We start from the raw sequence: 20840 nt of genomic DNA, 5'->3' as shown, positions 1-20840 counted from the left end.
GTATATAAAAAGCGCTTCCGGCTACAATAGCCTGCACGGAAGCGCTTTTTTTGTTGTGGCATATGTTAGCTAACCAGTACGTTGCCCGTCATTTCCTTTGGAATAGGCAGGCCCATAATGGTTAAGATAGTAGAAGCGATATCGCCCAGCTTGCCGGCTTTAATGGTGTTGTATTTGCCATCGTTGCTGATAAGGAACAGTGGCACTGGATTAAGCGAGTGCTGCGTGTTGGGCGAGCCGTCTTCATTTACCATGTTATCGGCATTGCCATGGTCTGCAGTTACCAAAATGGTATAGCCATGTGCCAGACCGGCTGTAACCACGCGGTTTACGCAGGCGTCAACGGTTTCGGCGGCTTTTATTACAGCTTCAAATACACCGGTATGACCCACCATATCGGTATTGGCAAAGTTGAGGCAAATGAAATCTGCTGATTCTGCTTCAATTTCAGGTACCAGTTTATCGGTAAGCTCGTAAGCGCTCATTTCAGGCTGCAGATCGTAGGTAGCTACTTTGGGAGAAGCTGCCATTAAACGTGTTTCACCTTCAAAAGGCACTTCACGTCCGCCGCTGAAGAAGAAGGTTACGTGCGGGTATTTTTCTGTTTCTGCAATGCGTATCTGTTTTTTGCCATTGGCTGCAACTACTTCACCCAGTGTGTTGGTGAGGTTGTCGTTTTCAAATACCACATTCACTCCTTTAAACGTTTTATCATACTCCGTCATGGTAGTATAATGCAGGTTCAGCTTATGCATACCGAAATCAGGCAGGTCTTGCTGGGTAAGTACTTCAGTAATTTCGCGGCAGCGGTCTGTACGGAAGTTGAAACAGATAGCCACATCCCCGTCTTTAATGGTAGCCAGCGGTTGCTGATCGCCGCCGATGATCACCGTTGGTTTGATAAACTCATCTGTAATGCCTGCTGCGTACGACTGTTCAACCGCTGCAATGGCATCGGTAGCCTTAGCGCCTTCGCCATTTACCAGTGCATCGTACGCCAGTTTCACGCGCTCCCAGCGTTTGTCGCGGTCCATTGCATAGTAACGGCCGCTTACGGAAACAATTTTACCTATGGAGTTATTGAGGTGCGCCTGTAATTCTTTTAAGAAGCCCAGGCCGCTTTTGGGGTCTGTATCACGGCCATCGGTAAAGGCATGAATATATACATCCTGCAGGCCCTGTGCTTTACACACATCACACAATGCAGCGAGGTGTTTAATATGACTGTGCACACCGCCATCGCTTACCAAACCCAGCAGGTGCAGGGGTTTGTTGTTTGCTTTGGCAAATTGAATGGCTTTTAACAGTTGTGCATTTTGTGCAAATTCGCCTGTGCGGATAGCTACATTAATGCGCTGCAATTCCTGGTACACAATACGGCCGGCACCCAGGTTCAGGTGACCTACTTCACTGTTACCCATCTGGCCGTCGGGCAAACCTACTTCTTCACCGCAGGTAACGAGCGTCGTGTTCGGATATTGGCTGTATAAACCTTTTACAAAAGGAACATTTGCATTCTGGATGGCATCTGTAGTTTTGCTTTTGCCCAGTCCCCATCCGTCCATGATAATCAGTATTGCTTTCTTGTTTTCCATGCGGCTAAAGTTAGGGCAATTTGAAGATTTGCAGGAAGCCCTTATCTTTAGCGGGAGAATATTAACGAGATTTGGCATGTTTTTAGCGCCAGGAGAGGCAGAAATTTTCCCTTCAATATGAAAAAGATCATGCTACTAGCCGGTTTCGCACTGATACTGGCGGCTTTCAGGGTTGGTCCGGACGCTGACAGCATAGTATCCGCCCTTAAGCAAGGCAATGCGGAAATGTTGAGCCAGTATTTTGATAATATACTGGATATCAAGCTTCCCGAGAAGGACGAAATTAAAAACGTTGGTAAAAATCAGGCTGGTATTACCCTCAGGAACTTCTTTGAAGAAAACCATGTGAAGAGCTTTGAGCCCACTTCGCAACGTGAAATGAGTGGTACCATGTACATTGCCGGTAAGCTGCAATGTGCCTATAAGGCTTATAATGTTACCATGATGATGAAGGCTAAAGGTGATAAAATGTCGATCATTACCATCCGTATTAACAGTTGATTGGATTAAAAATAACATTAAAATTTTCCAGCGGGCCGCTCTGTCAGAGTGGCCCGCTCTTTTTAGCTTTGCACCCATGAATCAGCAATTTAACCAGCAGTTACACGAGCTTATCAGCGCGGCACTGAAAGAAGATATAGGCGATGGCGATCATTCTACCCTCAGCGCCATCCCCCCGCAACAGCAGGGCAAGGCGGTGCTGAAAATAAAGCAGGATGGCATACTCGCAGGCATGGAGGTAGCAGAAAAGATATTCAAACAGGTAGAGCCCGGTGCTGTATTCACGCCTTTTAAAAAAGACGGTGATGCCATGCACACGGGTGAAAAAGCCTTTGAAATCGCCGCTTCCATTCATACCATACTCAGCTGCGAACGGCTGGTGTTAAACTGCATGCAACGCATGAGCGGCATTGCCACCCTTACGCATACCTACGTTGAAAAACTGCAGGGCTACCATACCCGCGTACTCGATACACGCAAAACAACGCCCAATTTCCGTTTGCTGGAAAAAGAAGCTGTACGCATCGGCGGCGGGGTAAATCACCGCTTTGCGCTGTATGATATGATTATGCTGAAAGACAATCATATTGACTATGCAGGCGGACTGGAAGCTGCCATTAACCGTGCATGGGATTATGTGCAAACCCAAAAGCCCGGCATGAAGATAGAAGTGGAAACACGCAGCATTGAGGATGTAAAGGAAGTATGCCGTATTGGCAAAGGCAAAGTATTCCGTTTGATGGTAGATAATTTTACACCTGCCCAGGTGGCAGAAGCCATGAAAATAATTGATGGTGCATTTGAAACAGAAGCGAGCGGTGGCATTAACCTGCAAACCATTACCAGTTATGCCGAAACCGGTGTAGATTACGTAAGTGTTGGCGGATTGATTCACCAGGCGCAGAGCCTTGACCTGAGCCTGAAAGCCGTTCTGGTATAACCCCAAAATCAGTAACCCATGAGCAAAAAAATTAAACCCGATACAAGAGGTTTCGTATACAGCACAGATCCCGGTTTCCAGTTTGAACCTGAGCAAAACGAAGCACAGGCCACCTTGCCACCCGCACAGCAAAAGCTGCGTGTACGGCTCGATACCAAACAACGTGCAGGCAAAGCCGTAACGCTGGTGCAGGGTTTCATTGGCACTGCAGAAGACCTGGAAACACTGGGCAAGCAACTCAAAAACTACTGCGGCACCGGCGGCAGCGTTAAAGACGGTGAAGCCATTGTTCAGGGCGACCAACGCGATAAAGTGCTGCAATGGTTGTTGAAGAATGAATACAAGCAAACGAAGAAAGCAGGTTAGGGCAGTGGGGGTTTTCCTAGAACATCAAACTAAACACCGTGCCCTCACCTTCGGCAGACTGTACATGAATATTACCCTTGTGCAGCATCATGATTTGCTTACACAGGCTAAGGCCGATACCGCTGCCGTTTTTCTTGGTGCTGAAGAAGGGGATAAAAATTTTGTCTACCACTTCTTCGGGCATGCCGGTGCCATTGTCGGCAATATTCAGCACCACTTTACCGGTTGAAGAAACCACGCTGCCGGAGAGCGTGATCAATGGTTCCGGCTGTTCTTTCACAGCATCCATGGCGTTTACCACCAGGTTAATAAGTACCTGTTCAATCAGGTTAATATCCGCTTCAACCGTAAGCAGTGGATCTTTAAGAATTACTTCCAGCTCAATGTTTTTCTGTTCAAGCGTAGGCGCCATCAGCTGGTGCAGGTTCTCGAACATTTCGCTGATGAACACGCGCGACAGGTTGGGCTTGGTAATCTTATTCAGGTTGCGGTAAGTTTCTGCAAATTTCAGCAATCCCTCACTGCGGCGTTTGATGGTTTCAATACCCAGGTCCAGGTCTTCGAATACATGCACCTGTCCGGGTGGCAGCTCTGCTTTTGAATGGCTGAGCCTTGTTTTCAGCGTATCGGCCAGTGAAGAAATAGGCGCAACAGAGTTCATGATCTCATGTGTCATTACACTCAGCAATCGCTGCCAGGCTTTAGATTCCGTTTCATCCAATGCCTCGTTTACGTTTTGAAAAGCCACCAGTTTATACACCTTGCCATCTGTTTGAAAAGCGGCAGTAGTTACCAGGGCCTTTAATGCGTTCTTATCTTTCAGCAGGGTTACAATTTTGCTCTCGCCGTATTTGAGGCTGTTTATTTCTTCATACAGGTTGGGGTCGCGTTTATCAAGCGCCTGTATGTTTTTAAGATACGGAATACCCATCAGGCGTTTAAACGATTCGTTGAGCCAGGATATTTCACCTGTTTCCATCTCGTACGAGATAATGCCCGTATCTACCAGTTCCAGTATCTTCTGCAGGTACTGGTACTGCGTTTCGCGTTCGCGGCTAATGTGCTTGAACGTGGCGTTGATATCGTTAAAACCCTTACGCAATGCGCGTAATTCAAGCGGGGCCTGCTTTACATCAAAGTTGCGGGAGAAATCGCGGTAGCGCACCGATTCAACAAACTGTTCCACCTCTTCCTGCGATTTGCGGTGAAACCGGTAGAAGTCGATCAGCTGCAGCAGTATTACCGGGGCTACAAAAAACAGGTATAGCCACGAATGTTGCAGGGTTAAATAAGAAGCCAGTGTGATGGTGGCAAATAAAAACGCTACCCGCAAAATCAGGCTCCATTCGTATCTTCTAAATGTCATATTTATTCAGGCGGCGGTACAAAGCAGTGCGCGTTAAACCCAGTTCCTTTGCCGCTTTGCTGATATTGCCGTTATGTTTTTCAATTACTTTTAAAATGGTGTTGCGCTCCATGGTGCTCAGCTTGTAATCTTCTTTTTCATCATTCACTTCGCTGGATGCTGCTTCAATGGGCGAGAACAAGAGGTCTTTCGCCTGCAGGTCGTCACCTTCAGCCATAATCACCGCGCGTTCAATAGTGTACTGCAGCTCGCGCACATTGCCGGGAAAGTGGTACGATTTCAGTTTTTCAATAGCACCGGCCGATACTTCCAGGTTCGGCTTCATGTACTTCGCCGTGTATATTTTAATAAAATGTTTGGCCAGCAGCACAATATCATCGGCCCTTTTGCGCAATGGCGGTACGGTAATTTCAACGGTGTTAATGCGGTATATCAAATCCTTCCTGAAGCGTGTTTCATTGGCCAGTTCGCTCAGCGGCACGTTGGTGGCGCATATCAGGCGTATATCTACCGGTACGGCATCATTGGCGCCCAAACGGGTAATCTGCCTGTTTTGCAGTGCAGTTAACAGCTTCGCCTGCTGGCGCAGTGATATATTACCAATCTCATCCAGGAACAGCGTACCGCCGCTGGCAGATTCAAAACGGCCTATACGGTCTTCCCGCGCATCAGTAAACGCGCCCTTTTTATGCCCGAACAGTTCGCTTTCAAACAGGCTGTCTGTAAGTGCACCCACGTCCACTTTCACAAACGCATTTTTGGTGCGGATGGAATGCTGGTGAATGGCTTTGGCAATAAGATCTTTACCGGTACCGTTTTCGCCCAGTATCAGGATATTGGCTTCCGTGGGCGCAATCTTTTCAATCTTGTAAAAGATGTCCTGCATAATTTCACTTTCGCCCAGCAGTTCAGAGCCGATAATTTTATCGCCTTTGCCGTTGGCAGCGCTGGTTTTGCCGGCATCTTTCTTGCGCAGGGCCTCTTTAATGGTTTCAATCAGGCGTTCGTTGTGCCAGGGTTTTACCACAAAATCGGCTGCCCCTTCTTTCAGAGAACGAACGGCAAGGTCAATATCGCCATAGGCGGTAATCATAATCACCGCAGCGGCAGAGCCCAGCTCTTTTATTTTACGCAGCCAGAATAACCCCTCATTACCGGTATTAATAGAACTGTTGAAGTTCATATCGAGCAATATCAGGTCGAACGATTGTTTAGACAGCAGGTTGCGGATGTTTTCCGGGTTTTTCTCGGTAACAACTTCTTTCGATTCGGTTTTCAGCAGCAGGCGAACCGCCGTAAGCACATCCAGATCATCGTCAATAATCAGGACGGAAGCATTTTTCAGATTCATGTTAATGGGAACTTTCGATGTTAATATTACAACAAACCGTTTGAAATAAAACTATATGATACACAATCGCTAACCAATTTATCACCCGGTATACCATAAACCTAAATTGTTGGTTTTTAATACCTAACAGGTACAGCGTACAATATGCTGTATCAAAAGCGGACACTGTGTGTTCGCTTTGATACAGAACAGACACTGGTGCAAACCTTAACTATTTGTAATTCAATAGCAAATTGGATTGGCACAGGTTTGAAAACAGAAGAGCAACAAGTTTTCCCATGTGCATTAAAACCCGTTGTCTTTACCTCGGGTGTTTTTTAAAAAAAGAAAAAATTCAGAACAGATGGACAGAGTGTTACAAAAGAGAAAATGGACTACAAAGAAGTTGCTTACCATAGGCGGTGTTACTGCGCTGGTAGTACTTATCGGCGCCAGCTATTATTTTACTTCGGGTAATTCAAAACTGAATGTGGAGACCGACCGTATCACCATCAGTGAAGTTCAGAAAGGCACATTCCAGGAAACAACCCCTGTAAACGGCATTGTTTTACCCGAAAACAGCATTTACCTCGATGCCATGGAAGGCGGCAGGGTGGAAGAAAGATATGTGGAAGACGGAACGATTATGAAAGCGGGCCAGCCTATCCTGCGCCTGTCTAATACCGATCTTGAGCTGAGCCTGGTGAACCAGGAAACATCGGTGTTTAACCTGCTTACGCAGATGCAGATTGCACAAAACGCCGCACAGCAGAATACCGTGAGCAAGCTGAACCAGATGACGGATGTTGACAATACACTGAAAGAAGCAGAACGTATTTACCTGCTCGATAAACACCTGTACGAACAGAAAGCCATCGGCCTGCAGGAGTTTAAACAGGCAGAAAATACCTACAACTATAACCTCCAGAAAAAAGAACTCACCAAAAGAATTCTTTCACAGGATTCGGTTTCTACCAAACAGGGTGTTGAACAGGCCCGCCAGCTGTACAATGGCTCGCAGAATGCCTTGCAGCTTACCCGTAAAAAAGTAGGCGACCTGGTGGTACGTGCCCCGGTTGACGGACAGCTTACCTCACTGGATGCAGAAATTGGCCAGAACAAAAAACAGGGCGAGCGCCTGGGCCAGATAGACGTGCTTACCGGTTATAAAGTACGTGTAGATGTGGATGAACACTACCTGTCGCGTATTATCACCGGCTTAAAAGGCACTTTCAGCTTTGCTGACAGCAACTATAACCTGCAGATTAAAAAAGTATACACACAGGTAACCAATAACCGTTTCCAGGTAGACATGGAATTTATAGGTAAGGCGCCCAAAGGCATACGGCGCGGACAAACCCTGCAAATTCTGCTGGCCCTGAGCGATGCCAAACAGGCCGTATTGTTACCAAGAGGCGGGTTCTTCCAGCAAACAGGCGGTAACTGGATATTTAAAGTGAATGAAAGCGGTACAATGGCTTATAAGGTAGACATGCAGCTGGGCAGCCAGAACCAGGATTACTTTGAAGTAATGCAGGGCCTGAAACCGGGCGATAAAGTAATTACCAGCAGCTACGAAAATTATGGCAACATACAAGAGCTGGTGCTGAAGAAATAGTCACCCGATTCACTAAATTGTGACCACCTATATAGTAACATGAAACAGTGATACGTCAACTGTAAACACTTAAAACTTAAACTTAAACCGAATTGTCATGATAAAAATTTCTGCGCTTGAAAAGGTTTACCGCACGGAAGAAGTAGAAACAGTAGCGTTAAACAAATTGTCTTTTGAAGTTAGAGACGGCGAATTTGTTGCAGTAATGGGGCCTTCAGGTTGTGGCAAGTCCACACTGCTGAATATACTGGGGTTGCTCGACGATCCTGATGCAGGCAGCTTTTTATTCAATGGAATTGAAGTAGCGCACTTCAACGAACGCAAACGTGCCGATTTGCGTAAACACAATATCGGTTTCGTATTCCAGAGTTTTAACCTCATTGATGAACTCACTGTTTTTGAAAACGTGGAACTGCCGCTGATTTACACAGGCGTAAAACCTGCTGAACGCAAAAAGCGCGTAGAAGAAGTGCTGGATAAAGTGCAGATCATGCACCGCCGCAATCACTACCCCCAGCAGTTATCAGGTGGTCAGCAACAGCGTGTGGCCGTAGCCCGTGCCGTAGTAAACCAGCCCAAGCTGATACTGGCGGATGAGCCCACCGGTAACCTCGATTCATCTAACGGTAACGAGGTAATGCAATTGCTTACCGATTTAAATGAACAGGGTACAACCATTGTAATGGTTACCCATAGTGAACACGATGCCCGTTACAGCCATCGCATTATACGCATGCTCGACGGACAGACTGTTACAGAGAATATCAACAGTTTGCTCTAAAAAAATAATTTATGCCGGACCTGTTATCCATCTATCGCAAGCACAAGAATGTTTCAGCCAAAACTATTTGCTTTTTGTTGGGGATGGTAACTGCCGGCATATTTTTTCTCTCATACAATTATGCCGCCAGAAGGGCCGCAACCAAAACTACTGAAGACTGCCAGGGAAATGCTTCCATGCCGGGCGTTCATATTTCTGTAAGCGAATCACCGGGCAGTGATATTACGCCCAACGCTTTATTCAACAGATTTTTCTAACTGGTCAACCCCATTCATTCCAATGCTCCGTAATTATTTTAAAACGGCATGGCGCAGCCTGCTGCACAATAAAGTATTTTCCATTATTAACCTTGCAGGATTAACTGTTGGGTTGGTTTGCTTTATGCTGCTGGCCATCTGGCTGCGGCATGAAATGAGCTACGACCGTTTTCATGAAAAAAGCGATCGCCTGTACATGGCGTATAATAAGGCAACGCTCGATAACCAGGTAAATTGCTGGGAAAGTTCTCCATCTCCGTTGGGCCCTGCATTAAAGGCCGAGTTCCCGGAGATAGACCAGATGGTGCGTACAACAGGTGAGCAGTTTTTGTTTGCTTATGGTAAGCTGGCATTGAATGGCAGCTGTTTTATTACAGACAGTTCTTTTTTAAGCATGTTCAGTTTCCCCTTGCTGCAAGGTGATAAGTATACTGCGCTGCGTGATGCACATGGTGTGGTGATTACCGAAACATTCGCCAAAAAGATGTTCGGTAACGAAAACCCGATGAACAAAACGGTAAAGATCAACAATACCACCAACTTCACAGTCACCGGTGTTTTAAAAGAACTGCCTGCCAATACCGTTTTCGGATTCGATTACCTGCTGCCCTGGAGCTTTTTGAATGAAATGGGCTGGGATCGCCAATACTGGGGTAACAATGCCTTCAGAACCTATGTAACGCTGAAGCCGGATGCCAGCGTAGATGCCGTAAATAAAAAGATCGCCGGTATTACCAGGAAACACAGCGGCGGGCATGAAAAGGTAGATGTGTTTTTATATCCCTTATCACAATATCACCTGCACAACAAATTTGCAGAAGGCCACCCTGCCGGCGGGCGCATCGAAATAGTGAACCTGTTTATTGCAGTCGCTTTCAGCATACTGCTCATTGCCTGTATCAACTTTATGAACCTGAGCACCGCACGCAGCGAAAAACGTGCAAGGGAAGTTGGCGTACGTAAAGTAGTAGGCGCCGGTAAAAGCGGGTTGGTACTGCAGTTTTTGCTGGAATCAATGTTGCTGGCCATCACCTCGTTTGTACTGGCAATAGTACTGGTAACCCTGCTGCTGCCGGCTTTCAGCCAGCTAACCAGGCAACAGCTGCATATCGATTTTGCCCATCCCTTTATATGGCTGCTGGGTGCAGGCGCCACCTTGCTCACCGGTTTGCTGGCAGGCAGTTACCCTGCTTTTTATCTCTCTTCGTTTAAACCCATCGTAGTACTCAAGCAGAAAATTGTAACCGGCAAAGCCTCTGTTACACCACGCAAAGTACTGGTGGTTACACAGTTTGCCTGCTCTACGGTATTTATTATTGCCACCATTGTTATTTATTTCCAGATACGGTATGCCCAAAACAGGGATGCAGGCTACAACCGCGACAATATTGTATACGCCGGATTATCCGGGCAGCTGGGAGATAAATTCGATGCGGTAAAAAACGACCTGCTCACCAGCGGTGCTGCTGTTGCGGTTTGTAAAACCAATCAATCGCTCGATAATGCCCGCAGCAATAGCTGGGGGTTAAACTGGCCGGGCAAAGACCCCAATGCCAATATCGTATTCGATATGATGGCCACCACCGGCGATTTTGAAAAAACCTTTGATATCAAAATGACGCTGGGCAGGGCCATTGACGGGAAGAATTTTCCTACAGATTCAACTGCCTGTATGCTCAATGAATCGGCGGTAAAGGCCATGGGACTTAAGCAGCCGCTGGGCGTGCTTATCGACAAGGATTTTGTGAAATGGCATGTGGTGGGCGTTTTTAAAGATTTTGTATGGGGCTCACCGCTCGATGTTACCAAACCCATGATGATTGAAGGGGCCGACTGGTCGAACATCATTAATATACGCCTCAACCCCGCACGCAGCACACAGGCCAGCCTGGCTGCCATTGGCAACATCTTTAAAGCATACAACCCCGATTACCCGTTTGAATACAACTTTCTTGATGAAAAATATGCACGCAAGTTCAGGGATGTGCAAATGATGGGCACCATGGCCAAACTTTTTGCGGCGTTAACCATATTTATCTCCTGCATCGGTTTACTGGGCCTGGCATCGTTTACAGCGGTACAGCGCAGCAGGGAAATAGGCATACGCAAAGTGCTGGGCGCTTCTGTACAAAACATAGTGCTGTTGCTGTCGAAAGAGTTTTTATGGTTAATCGCCATCGCCTTTGCTGTGGCACTGCCGGTTGCCTGGTACATGATGAATGGCTGGCTGCTGCAATACAATTACCGCATCGGCTTATCGTGGTGGATGTTTGCCGCAGGCGGTACTGCCTTGCTGCTCATTGCTTTTGGCAGTGTAAGCTACCAGGCCATAAGAGCTGCCGTAACAAATCCGGTAAAAACTTTGAAAACAGAGTAACATTTCTGTACCAGCATCGTTTCACAGGCAAAACATTACCAAAAACAGTAAAACTGCCCTTGTATGAAAAAATACTTTCTTTTGCTCGCAGCCCTTTTGCCAGGCATGATCCTGCTGGCGCAATCAGATGACCAGAAACCTTATTTAACCAAATCGCTCAGCGATCAGCATATTAAAAATGTAGAAGTAGGCACTTCGGGCGGCAGCATTACAGTAGCTGGTTCTACAGCTTCCGAAGCACGTGTTGAAGTATACATCAGCGGTAACAAAAACCTGTCTAAAGAAGAAATAGAAAGCCGTTTGCAGAAATATGAACTCACTGTTTCTGTAAATGGAGACAAACTCACTGCCATTGCCAAAAGAAAAAGCGAAAATTTTAACTGGAACAACAGCGGTTTAAGCATTGCCTTTAAGGTATACGTTCCCGGCGATGTATCTACCAGGCTGGGTACCAGCGGCGGCAGCATTCACCTGTCTAAACTCAATGGAGAGCAAAATTTCTCTACCAGCGGTGGCAGCCTGCATATCAATGATATGACTGGTAAAGTACATGGCAGCACCAGCGGCGGCAGCATTCATATTGAAAATGCCAAAAGCGATGTAAACCTTACTACCAGCGGTGGCAGCATAGAAGCCAGCAATTGCCAGGGCACTATTTCACTGCACACTTCAGGCGGTTCGCTGCACCTGGAAAATTTGAACGGAACCATTGAAGCCAGCACCAGCGGCGGCAGTATCCACGGCACTAAAATAAGCGGCGACTTTACCACTTCTACCAGCGGCGGCAGCGTTCACCTCGATGACCTGGCCTGCACACTCGATGCATCTACCAGCGCAGGTTCTATCGATGTGGCTTTTAACACACTGGGCAAATCTGTAAAACTGAGCAATTCAGGCGGTAATGTTTCTTTAAGCATACCCGGCGGTAAAGGACTGGATCTGAAACTGCGTGGCAACAAAATCTCTACCACCCAGCTCAGCAATTTTAAAGGTGATGTGGAAGAAGGTTCTATCAACGGCCAGCTTAATGGCGGCGGCATACCTATTAAGGTAGACGCAGGCGGCGGCAGAATTAACCTCGCTATACGCTAGTTAATATTGCCCTCTTTGTGAACTTTGTGGGTTCTACTTTGTGGTAAAATATCAGTCATAGCATTGATACATTATATCTCATATGCATTGAATGCTTTATAAGAAGCAGGCGAAAGCCTGCTTTTTTCGTTTACAGGTTGTTCCATAGCGTTCAGCAAGCGTGCGTTTTCGTACAGTTATAGAAATGTGGTTTGGGTTAGTTTATTGATTGTAAGTAGTTTGTGCATTGGCATAGCCCTTGGAATGAAGTTGCCGTAATGAATCTACCACTGCACTTAACACGAGGCGTATGTTGAAGAACCATCTCAAAATAGCATGGCGCAACCTGATGAAATACAAATTCATCTCTTTCATCAACCTGTTTGGTCTTACAATAGGTTTAACCTGCTGCCTGCTCATTGCTACCTATATTATCCATGAACTCAGTTACGATAAATACAATACCAACGCCAGCCGCATTTACCGCGTAACACGCAGTTTTACCACTACTGAGGGCAATATTTCCCTGCACCTGGGCACCGTGGCGCCGCCCATTGGTCCGCTGCTGAAACACGATTTCCCCGATGTAGAGCAGCAAACCACCCTGTTGGGTATGGGTACTGCGCCATTGCGTTATGAGGATAAAAAATTCAACGAAAGCAACGTATGTTTTGCAGATGAAAACCTCAGCAAGGTATTTACCATGCATATGGTAACAGGCAATATAAAATCCCTGGCCGAGCCCTTCTCTGCATTGCTTACCGAAGCACAGGCGCAGAAATACTTCGGCAATACCAACCCGATGAACAAGATGATTCGCCTGAGCAACCAGGTGAACTTTAAGGTTGCCGGTATTTACAAGGCGTTTCCGTCTAACGCGCATATGCACCCCGATATACTGCTGTCATTTGCTTCTTTGAACGATAGCACGCTCTATGGGGCGAAAAACCTGCAAACCAACTGGTTCAATAACTCCTTTTTTACCTACCTGCTGTTGCCGGAGAATTACCCGGTAAAACAGATGGAAGCCCGTTTCCCTGCCTTTCTTGATGCGCATGCACCACGTAGCAGCACAGGCATGATGCCTTCTAAAATATCTAAGCTGTACCTGCAGCCATTAACCAGCATACACCTCACTTCACACCTCGATAGCGAAGCCGAAGAAAACGGCGATATCAAACGCGTGTATATTTTCTCCGTAATCGCTTTGTTTATACTGCTTATTGCCTGTATCAACTACATGAACCTGTCAACCGCACGCTCTACCCTGCGTGCAAAAGAAATAGGCATACGCAAAGTAGTAGGCGCCAGCAAAAAAGAACTGCTGCTGCAGTTTTTGAGCGAATCGGTACTCATCTGCTGGATGTCGCTGCTGCTGGCCTGTATACTGCTGAAACTGGGCATGCCCTGGCTCAGCAAAATATCGGGCACCGATTTATCCATTGGCATGTTATTGAAATGGCAGGTATTGGTACCCGTGCTGCTTACACCATTTATTGTAGGGGTGCTGGCAGGTTTGTATCCTGCTTTGTTCATGGCTGCCTTTCAGCCGGTGAAAACATTGAAGGGATTGTTTAAGGCAGGCTCAAAAAGTATTTCTTTCAGGCAGGTGCTCGTGGTAGCGCAATTTGCCATTTCCATTATACTCATCATTACCACGCTGGTAGTATACAGCCAGCTGCGTTACATGGAAAAGAAATCGCTTGGTTTTGATAAATCGCAGGTTGTAACCATTCCGTGGAATATTGCTATCGGCAATCGCTTTGAAGCCATGCGTAACGATCTGTTGCAGCAGCAAAGCATTAAAGATGTATGCCGCGCATCACGCATACCCAGCGGCAGGCTGCTCGATAACAGCAATGCAGCTACCGTAGGCGATTCTATACGCCCGGTGAACCTGGAATTAAAATACGTGGTGGCCGACTACCACTTTATTCCCACATTTGGTATTACCATGGCAGCAGGACGAAATTTCTCCCGCGACTATGGTACAGATTCTACTGCATTTATCGTAAACGAAAGTGCCGCGCAGATGATTGGCTGGAAAACACCGGAAAAAGCAATCGGCCAGCGTTTTAAATATGGCAGCACCATTGGTACCATCGTTGGCGTAATGCACGACTTTAACTTTGAATCACTGCACCAGAAAATACAACCGCTGATACTGATACCTACAGACGGCACAGCGCAGCCATTTAACCGTATAGCCATTAAAGTAACAGGCGCTTCTTCCGCCACGGCAATTGCACAGATACAATCCGTATGGAAACACTACCTGCCCGATGAGCCGTTCGACTACAACTTCCTGGACGAACGTTTCAGCCAGTTGTACGAGGCAGAGCGAAGGCAGCAAACCATTTTCACGCTGTTCAGCTGTATCGCCATCTTTATTGCCAGCCTGGGTTTGCTTGGTTTGTCGGCTTTTACCATAACACAGCGTATCAAAGAAATAGGCGTGCGCAAAGTATTGGGTGCAGATACGGGAAGCATTGTACTCATGCTGTCTAAAGACTTCCTGAAACTGGTAGCCATTGCAGCTGTGGTGGCCTTCCCGGTAGCCTGGTATGCCATGTATCAATGGTTGCAGGCATTTGCTTACCGCATAGGCATGCCATGGTATGTGTTTATCATTGCCGGTGTGCTGGCTGGTTTGGTGGCACTTGTTACGGTAGGTGTGCAGGCTGCAAAAGCTGCCATGAATAACCCTGTGAAAAGCCTGCGGTCTGAATAAATAATTAAACTGCTGCTTGCGTTACTTTATAAATTAACTGAACCATGTTACGTAACTTCTTAAAAACTGCCTGGAGAAACCTGCTGCGTCATAAAACAGACAGCCTGATCAATATTGTTGGGTTGTGCGTTGCCTTCACCTGCGCGCTGTTATTGTTTTTAAGTGTGTTTTACGAGTATTCGTACGATCATTTTCAACGCAACGGCAAGGATATTTACCAGCTGTATTTTACCGATCACAAGGCTACGGGAACGGAAAGGGGTACTTCTATGCCAATGCCGCTGTACCGCGCGTTATCACAGGCTTATCCGGCCATTAAATACATTGCGCGGCATGCAACGGGATCGGCCTATGTACGCTATAAAGACAAAGTAATTGATGAGAAGCTGTTATACACAGATGCCGCTTTCTTCAGCATGTTCTCCTTTCCCTTGCTGAAAGGCGAAAAGAACACCGTATTGAAATCTCCGAACGCCATTGTGCTGCGCGAGAAAATAGCCAAAGCTATTTTTGGTGAAGAAGATGCAATGGGCAAAATGATTGAGCTGAAACAAGGTAGTGAGTGGAAACCGTTCGTGGTATCCGGTGTAGGCGGCGAATTCCCGGATAATACAACCGTTGGTTATGATATTGCCATTCCATTTGAGAATCATCCCGAAGCGGCAGACCGCTATAACAGCTGGGATAACCAGTTCTTCAGCATTTTTGTGCAGCTGAATAACCAGGTGTCTGCGAAAGCATTTGAACAGCAGCTGCCGCCTTTTGTGCACCAGCATTATGCAGAGAGCATCAAGAGCCTGAAAAGAGACGGCGGCAAACCGGATAAAAACGGCGAAATGATGACGTTGAACCTGCTGCCCCTGTTCAACCTGCACACCAATACTGAATTTAATAATGTAGGGGCTTCCATTTCTGCCAGCTACCTGTATTTGCTGCTGGCCATTGGTATACTGATTGTGGTAATTGCCTGTATCAACTTTATCAACCTCAGCATAGGTCGCTCACTCACACGCTCCAGGGAAATTGGCCTGCGCAAAACACTGGGTGCCAACCGCAGCCAGATTATGCTGCAATTGTGGGGAGAAGCCTTTTTACTCTGTTTAATTGCGCTGGTACTAAGCTGCCTGCTCTGCTGGTTACTGCTGCCGGGCTACAAACAGCTGTTCCGCATGAATATTGAAAAATCACTGTTACTGCAGCCTGGCACCTGGTTGTATACAGCAGCAGGTTTTTTAGTGGTCACACTGCTGGCAGGGGTTTATCCTGCATGGGTAATGGGGCGTTTGCGCATTGTGAATATATTAAAGGGCAGTGTAAGCGTATCACGTTCGGGCAGGCTGCGCAACGGGTTAATTGTACTGCAGTTTGGTATCGCGATATTCCTGATTACCTGCACACTGGTATCGTGGAAACAGATTAATTATTTACGCACCCAGCCGCTTGGCTTTAATACATCGCAGGTCATCAGTATTCCCGTAAACGGACAAATATCCGGTACTGCGGCTGAACAGCTGCTGCGGCAAAAGCTGGCTGCACGCCCTGAAGTGCTCAGCGTTTCCGGCATTTATAATAACCTGGGCAGGGGCAAAGATAATTCGAGCATGAGCTCCCGGATGGGCTTCGATTACAATAACCATACGGTAGTAAGCCACTGGTATGGGGTAAGCTACGATTTCGTGAAAACACTCGATTTGCAAGTCACAGAAGGGCGCGACTTTTCCCGCAGCCTGGCAACAGACAGCGCTGGTGTGGTAATCAACGAAGCCATGGCCGCAGCACTGAACGATAAAGACCTGATAGGTAAATTCCTGCCGCTGGATAATGGAAAACTGCAGATACTGGGCATTGTAAAAAACTTCAACTTCCAGTCTTTACATAACAAGGTAGAACCCCTCACACTGGTGTTGAATAAAGAGTTTGGTGTAAACTATATTCTCGTTAAGGTGCAACCTGCCAACCCTGCAGGCAGCATGGAACTGCTGAAAAGCGCGTGGAAAGAAATAGCCCCGGGATCTGAGTTTCTCGGCTCATTCCTCGACGAGAATGTAAATGCACAATACCGCAATGAAGAACGCCTTACCCGCATATTTGTGATAGGGGCGGTTATTACCATTGTGCTCAGCTGTATGGGCTTACTGGCAATGGTAATACTGATTGTGTCGCAGCGCGTAAAGGAAATAGGCATACGCAAAGTACTGGGCGCATCTGTAAACAGCCTGGTGCAGCTGGTGGCGAAAGATTTTATTGTGCTGGTACTGGTGGCTGCTTTTATCGCCTTCCCCATTGCCTGGTATTTTATGCACAACTGGCTGCTCGATTTTGCTTACCGCGCAAGCATCAGCTGGTGGATTTTCGCTGTGGCCGCAGCGCTGGCTATTGTAATAGCCTACGCTACCATTGGCCTGCAGGCATTCAAGGCTGCCATGCGCAACCCCGTTAAAAGCCTGCGTTCCGAATAAATCTGTATCCTTAAAAATAACTGCTTATGCTGGCAACAAACATCCGCCTTGTATTGCGCAACATGCGCCGCGACAAATTGAACAGCACCATTAACATTGCTGGTCTGGCTATCGGGATGGCCTGTGTATTACTGATTGTGTTGTATGTGACGGATGAGTTACGATATGATCAATTCTTCAGCAAATCGAAAAGTATTTACCAGGTAAGCCTGCATGGCAACTTCGGCGGGCAACCTTTTAAAGCGTACAATACACCACCGCCTGTGGGTGCTGCATTGCAGGCGGCATTCCCTGAAGTAACATCATATACCCGGGTATACCGCATTGGTAATGCCGTTGTGCATGAAGATGGCAGCAACAGCACAAAATCTTTCACCGAAAAAGAGATCCTGGCCGTAGATTCCAATTTCCTGGACATGTTTGATTATGCATTGCTGAGTGGCCATACCACTGGCCTGCAAAACCCGCACAGCATTATGCTCACCGAATCCGCGGCAAAGAAATACTTTGGTACCACACAGGTTACCGGCAAATTGCTGCGGCTTGATCATTTTGCCGATCCCTTTGTGGTAACCGGCGTACTGAAGGATGTTCCGGAACAATCATCCATACAGTTCAGCATGTTGCTGCCGGTAGCAGCATGCGAAGCAGTAAGACATTTTAGCTGGAGCTGGGTATGGTGTCAGATGAATACTTACGTTACCGTACAGCCGCAAACGGCCAATAAAGCGGCTATTGCACAGCTGCAAAGCAAGTTTCCTGCCATGGTGCGGGTGCAGGCGGCAAATGCCTTTAAACGCATCGGGCAGCCTTTTGATGAGTTTCTGAAGAAAGGCGGTAAATGGGATTTTGAGTTGCAGGCCTTAACCGATGTGCACCTGCATTCGGCCAATATCGGTTCTGCCTATTCCAACCTGGGCGATATAAAGTACATATACATTTTTGCCGTCATAGCACTGTTCATCATCGTGCTTGCCTGCGTAAACTTTATGAACCTTGCCACTGCACAGGCTGCCCGAAGGGCTAAAGAAGTGGGCGTACGCAAAGTGCTGGGCTCGCAGAAAGGGCAACTGGTAAAACAGTTTTTAACAGAAGCCATGCTGTACAGCTTTACTGCTGCACTGGTTTCGCTGCTGCTGGTATGGTTGCTGCTGCCCTTGTTTAACACAGTGGCAGGCAAACAGCTGCAGTTTACGGCTATGTTGAGCAATGGTATATGGCTGCTGCCGGTTTTGCTTACGCTGTTCACGGGTTTGCTGGCGGGCAGTTACCCTGCATTCTATTTAACGGCATTTAATCCAATCGAGGTGTTGAAAGGCTCGGCGGTATTTGTAAAGGGCAGGGGCGGACAGCTTATTCGCAATGGGCTGGTGGTGTTCCAGTTTACGGTGTCCATTGCGCTTATTATTTGTACCGTAATGGTGTTTAAACAGCTGCAGTATGCGCGCAGTAAAGATCTTGGCCTGCAAAAAGACAATGTGGTGATACTGCCCAATGCTGCCAAGGTAAAAGGCGATGTAAACACACTGCGCAATAACCTGCAGCAATTGCCGGGTGTTACGGCCGTAACGGTTTCAACAGGTGTGCCTGCAAAAGACTTCAGTGACTTTACTGATTTTTATGTGCCGGTTATTGCCAATGTAAAAGAACCGCTGTCGAAAGATGTAACACTGAGTTCTTTTATTACCGATGAATATTTTATTCCCTCCTTGCAACTGCAATTGCTGCAGGGCCGTAATTTCTCCAAAGCATTCGATGATTCAGCCTCTGTTATAGTAAACGAAACCACCGTAAAACAGGTGGGCTGGAAAGAGCCGCTGGGCAAGTATCTTACCTATCCCGGTGGCAATAACCAGGTGTTTAAAGTAATAGGTGTGGTGAAAGATTTTAACCTGCAATCCCTGCACTCCGAAGTAGTGCCGTTTGCGCTGTTTTACACCACCTCCAAATCATACGATATCAATACGGCATTTGTAATAGCCCATGTACAAGGCACGCACCTGTCCAATACATTGCAGGGTATAGAGAAAAACTGGAAACAGTTTGCAGCAGATGTGCCGTTTGAGTATTCGTTCCTCGACCAGGATTTTGAAGCACTGTACCGTGCTGAAGAGCGCATGGGCGTGGTGTTTGGCATATTCACCACTTTGTCGATACTGGTGGCCTGCCTGGGTTTGTTCGGCCTGTCTGTTTATATGGCAGAGCGCCGCACCAAAGAAATGGGGGTGCGCAAAGTATTGGGCGCATCCACCGAAATGCTGGTATCCCTGCTCTCGCGCGATTTCCTGAAACTGGTATTTATTGCTGCACTCATTGCGTTTCCGCTGGCATGGTGGGCCATGTATACCTGGCTGCAGGATTTTGCTTACCGCACATCCATCGAGTGGTGGATATTCGTGGTAGCAGGTGTGCTGGCAGCAGTGATTGCCTTGCTTACGGTAAGCTTCCAGGCCATTAAAGCAGCTACGGCCAACCCGGCTAAAAGTCTGCGTGCAGAATAGCCGCACCAACTTGTGCAATTCACTTTTTCATAATCACCGGTATAGCTGGTATGATACGGCACCCGCAAAAAGAAATGATTCCGTTTTCTTTTTTGCGGGTGTTGTTTATTTTAACGGGCGCGTTCATGTATCAAAACAATACAAAAACTGTATCGAAAGCGTACACAGTACTTGCGTAAATTGCTATAACTTGCTGTGGATCAAATAATAAACTGATTGGCATGTATTTGTGCCTTAACGGTCAGCAACAGAAATGAATTAACGTATTATGATAGAATTAGCACATATCTCAAAATGGGTGAATGTTGGCGGCAACAGAACCTTTATCCTTAAAGATGTAAACCTTTCCATCAAAGAAGGCGAGTTTGTATCCATCATGGGGCCTTCCGGTTCAGGCAAATCAAGTCTGCTCAATGTAATAGGCATGCTCGACAATGCAGACGAAGGCGAATATCATTTCCTGGGTGAAGCAGTGCATGCCATGAAAGAAAAGCAACGCACTGCTTTGTACAAGCAATATATCGGCTTTGTATTCCAGGCATACCACCTCATTGATGAGTTAACCGTATACGAAAACATTGAAACACCCCTGATATACCAGAATACCAAGGCTGCAGAACGCAAAGCCATTGTTGCGGATATGCTCGACAGGTTCCAGATTGTTGGTAAAAAAGACCTTTTTCCATCACAGCTTTCCGGTGGTCAGCAGCAGCTCGTGGGTATTGCCCGCGCACTGGTGGCCAAACCAAAACTGTTGCTGGCAGATGAACCTACCGGTAACCTCAACTCCAAACAGGGAGAGGAAATTATGGAGCTGTTTAAAAAACTGAATACGGAAGACGGCGTAACCATTATACAGGTAACCCACTCTGAAAAAAATGCGGAATACGGCACCAGGATTATTGATTTGCTCGACGGCAGAATTGTAAACAGTTAAAACAAGTACG

The 20840-nt window shown here is 46.9% G+C and carries 14 protein-coding genes; 11 read left to right on the top strand and 3 right to left on the bottom strand.

Annotation, left to right across the window (positions count from 1 at the left end; genetic code table 11):
* Nucleotides 1–65 precede the first annotated feature (65 nt).
* Nucleotides 66–1595: a 2,3-bisphosphoglycerate-independent phosphoglycerate mutase gene (gene gpmI, locus DXN05_RS22500; protein WP_116849563.1), complete on the bottom strand. Its 1530-nt coding sequence runs from the start codon at nucleotides 1593–1595 to the stop codon at nucleotides 66–68.
* A 117-nt stretch (nucleotides 1596–1712) separates the two neighbouring features.
* Between gpmI and DXN05_RS22495 the strand changes: the two genes are divergently transcribed.
* From DXN05_RS22495 to DXN05_RS22485, 3 genes are all read left to right on the top strand, one after another.
* The gene (locus DXN05_RS22495; protein WP_116849562.1) at nucleotides 1713–2096 is read left to right on the top strand and encodes a DUF4783 domain-containing protein; all 384 of its coding nucleotides are present in this window, start codon (nucleotides 1713–1715) and stop codon (nucleotides 2094–2096) included.
* Between the two features lie 76 nt (nucleotides 2097–2172).
* Nucleotides 2173–3036, top strand: a complete 864-nt coding sequence (gene nadC / locus DXN05_RS22490) for a carboxylating nicotinate-nucleotide diphosphorylase (RefSeq protein WP_116849561.1) — start codon at nucleotides 2173–2175, stop codon at nucleotides 3034–3036.
* Nucleotides 3037–3054: 18 nt separating this feature from the next.
* Nucleotides 3055–3402 (top strand): translation initiation factor, encoded by a 348-nt coding sequence (locus tag DXN05_RS22485; RefSeq protein WP_116849560.1) that lies wholly within the window; start codon nucleotides 3055–3057, stop codon nucleotides 3400–3402.
* 16 nt (nucleotides 3403–3418) lie between these two features.
* On the opposite strand, the gene DXN05_RS22480 is transcribed toward DXN05_RS22485, so the two are convergent.
* Nucleotides 3419–4768: a sensor histidine kinase gene (locus tag DXN05_RS22480; protein ID WP_116849559.1), complete on the bottom strand. Its 1350-nt coding sequence runs from the start codon at nucleotides 4766–4768 to the stop codon at nucleotides 3419–3421.
* Entirely contained in the window at nucleotides 4758–6119 is a 1362-nt protein-coding gene (locus DXN05_RS22475; RefSeq protein WP_116849558.1) for a sigma-54-dependent transcriptional regulator, read from the bottom strand. Before DXN05_RS22475 ends, DXN05_RS22480 begins: the two co-directional genes overlap by 11 nt.
* 343 nt (nucleotides 6120–6462) lie before the next feature.
* Here DXN05_RS22475 and DXN05_RS22470 point away from each other — a divergent pair, with 343 nt between their 5' ends.
* The 8 genes from DXN05_RS22470 (at nucleotide 6463) to DXN05_RS22430 (ending at nucleotide 20830) form a co-directional block, all read left to right on the top strand.
* The gene (locus tag DXN05_RS22470) at nucleotides 6463–7716 is read left to right on the top strand and encodes an efflux RND transporter periplasmic adaptor subunit (protein ID WP_116849622.1); all 1254 of its coding nucleotides are present in this window, start codon (nucleotides 6463–6465) and stop codon (nucleotides 7714–7716) included.
* Nucleotides 7717–7813: 97 nt separating this feature from the next.
* Nucleotides 7814–8497: an ABC transporter ATP-binding protein gene (locus DXN05_RS22465; protein ID WP_116849557.1), complete on the top strand. Its 684-nt coding sequence runs from the start codon at nucleotides 7814–7816 to the stop codon at nucleotides 8495–8497.
* Nucleotides 8498–8776: 279 nt separating this feature from the next.
* Nucleotides 8777–11131, top strand: a complete 2355-nt coding sequence (locus DXN05_RS22455; RefSeq protein WP_116849555.1) for an ABC transporter permease — start codon at nucleotides 8777–8779, stop codon at nucleotides 11129–11131.
* A 63-nt stretch (nucleotides 11132–11194) separates the two neighbouring features.
* Nucleotides 11195–12223 (top strand): DUF4097 family beta strand repeat-containing protein, encoded by a 1029-nt coding sequence (locus DXN05_RS22450; protein ID WP_116849554.1) that lies wholly within the window; start codon nucleotides 11195–11197, stop codon nucleotides 12221–12223.
* Nucleotides 12224–12512: 289 nt separating this feature from the next.
* Nucleotides 12513–14933 carry an ABC transporter permease gene (locus DXN05_RS22445; RefSeq protein ID WP_116849553.1) on the top strand — a complete coding sequence of 807 codons (2421 nt, stop codon included), beginning with the start codon at nucleotides 12513–12515 and terminating at the stop codon, nucleotides 14931–14933.
* Nucleotides 14934–14977: 44 nt separating this feature from the next.
* Nucleotides 14978–17392 (top strand): ABC transporter permease, encoded by a 2415-nt coding sequence (locus tag DXN05_RS22440; protein ID WP_116849552.1) that lies wholly within the window; start codon nucleotides 14978–14980, stop codon nucleotides 17390–17392.
* 26 nt (nucleotides 17393–17418) lie between these two features.
* A complete protein-coding gene (locus tag DXN05_RS22435) occupies nucleotides 17419–19893 on the top strand; it encodes an ABC transporter permease (protein ID WP_116849551.1) in 2475 nt (824 codons plus the stop codon).
* Nucleotides 19894–20161: 268 nt separating this feature from the next.
* A complete protein-coding gene (locus tag DXN05_RS22430) occupies nucleotides 20162–20830 on the top strand; it encodes an ABC transporter ATP-binding protein (RefSeq protein WP_116849550.1) in 669 nt (222 codons plus the stop codon).
* Nucleotides 20831–20840 lie beyond the last annotated feature (10 nt).

Source organism: Deminuibacter soli (assembly GCF_003412455.1).
Taxonomy (GTDB): Bacteria; Bacteroidota; Bacteroidia; order Chitinophagales; family Chitinophagaceae; genus Deminuibacter; species Deminuibacter soli.
This window is presented reverse-complemented; position numbering and strand designations above follow the sequence as displayed.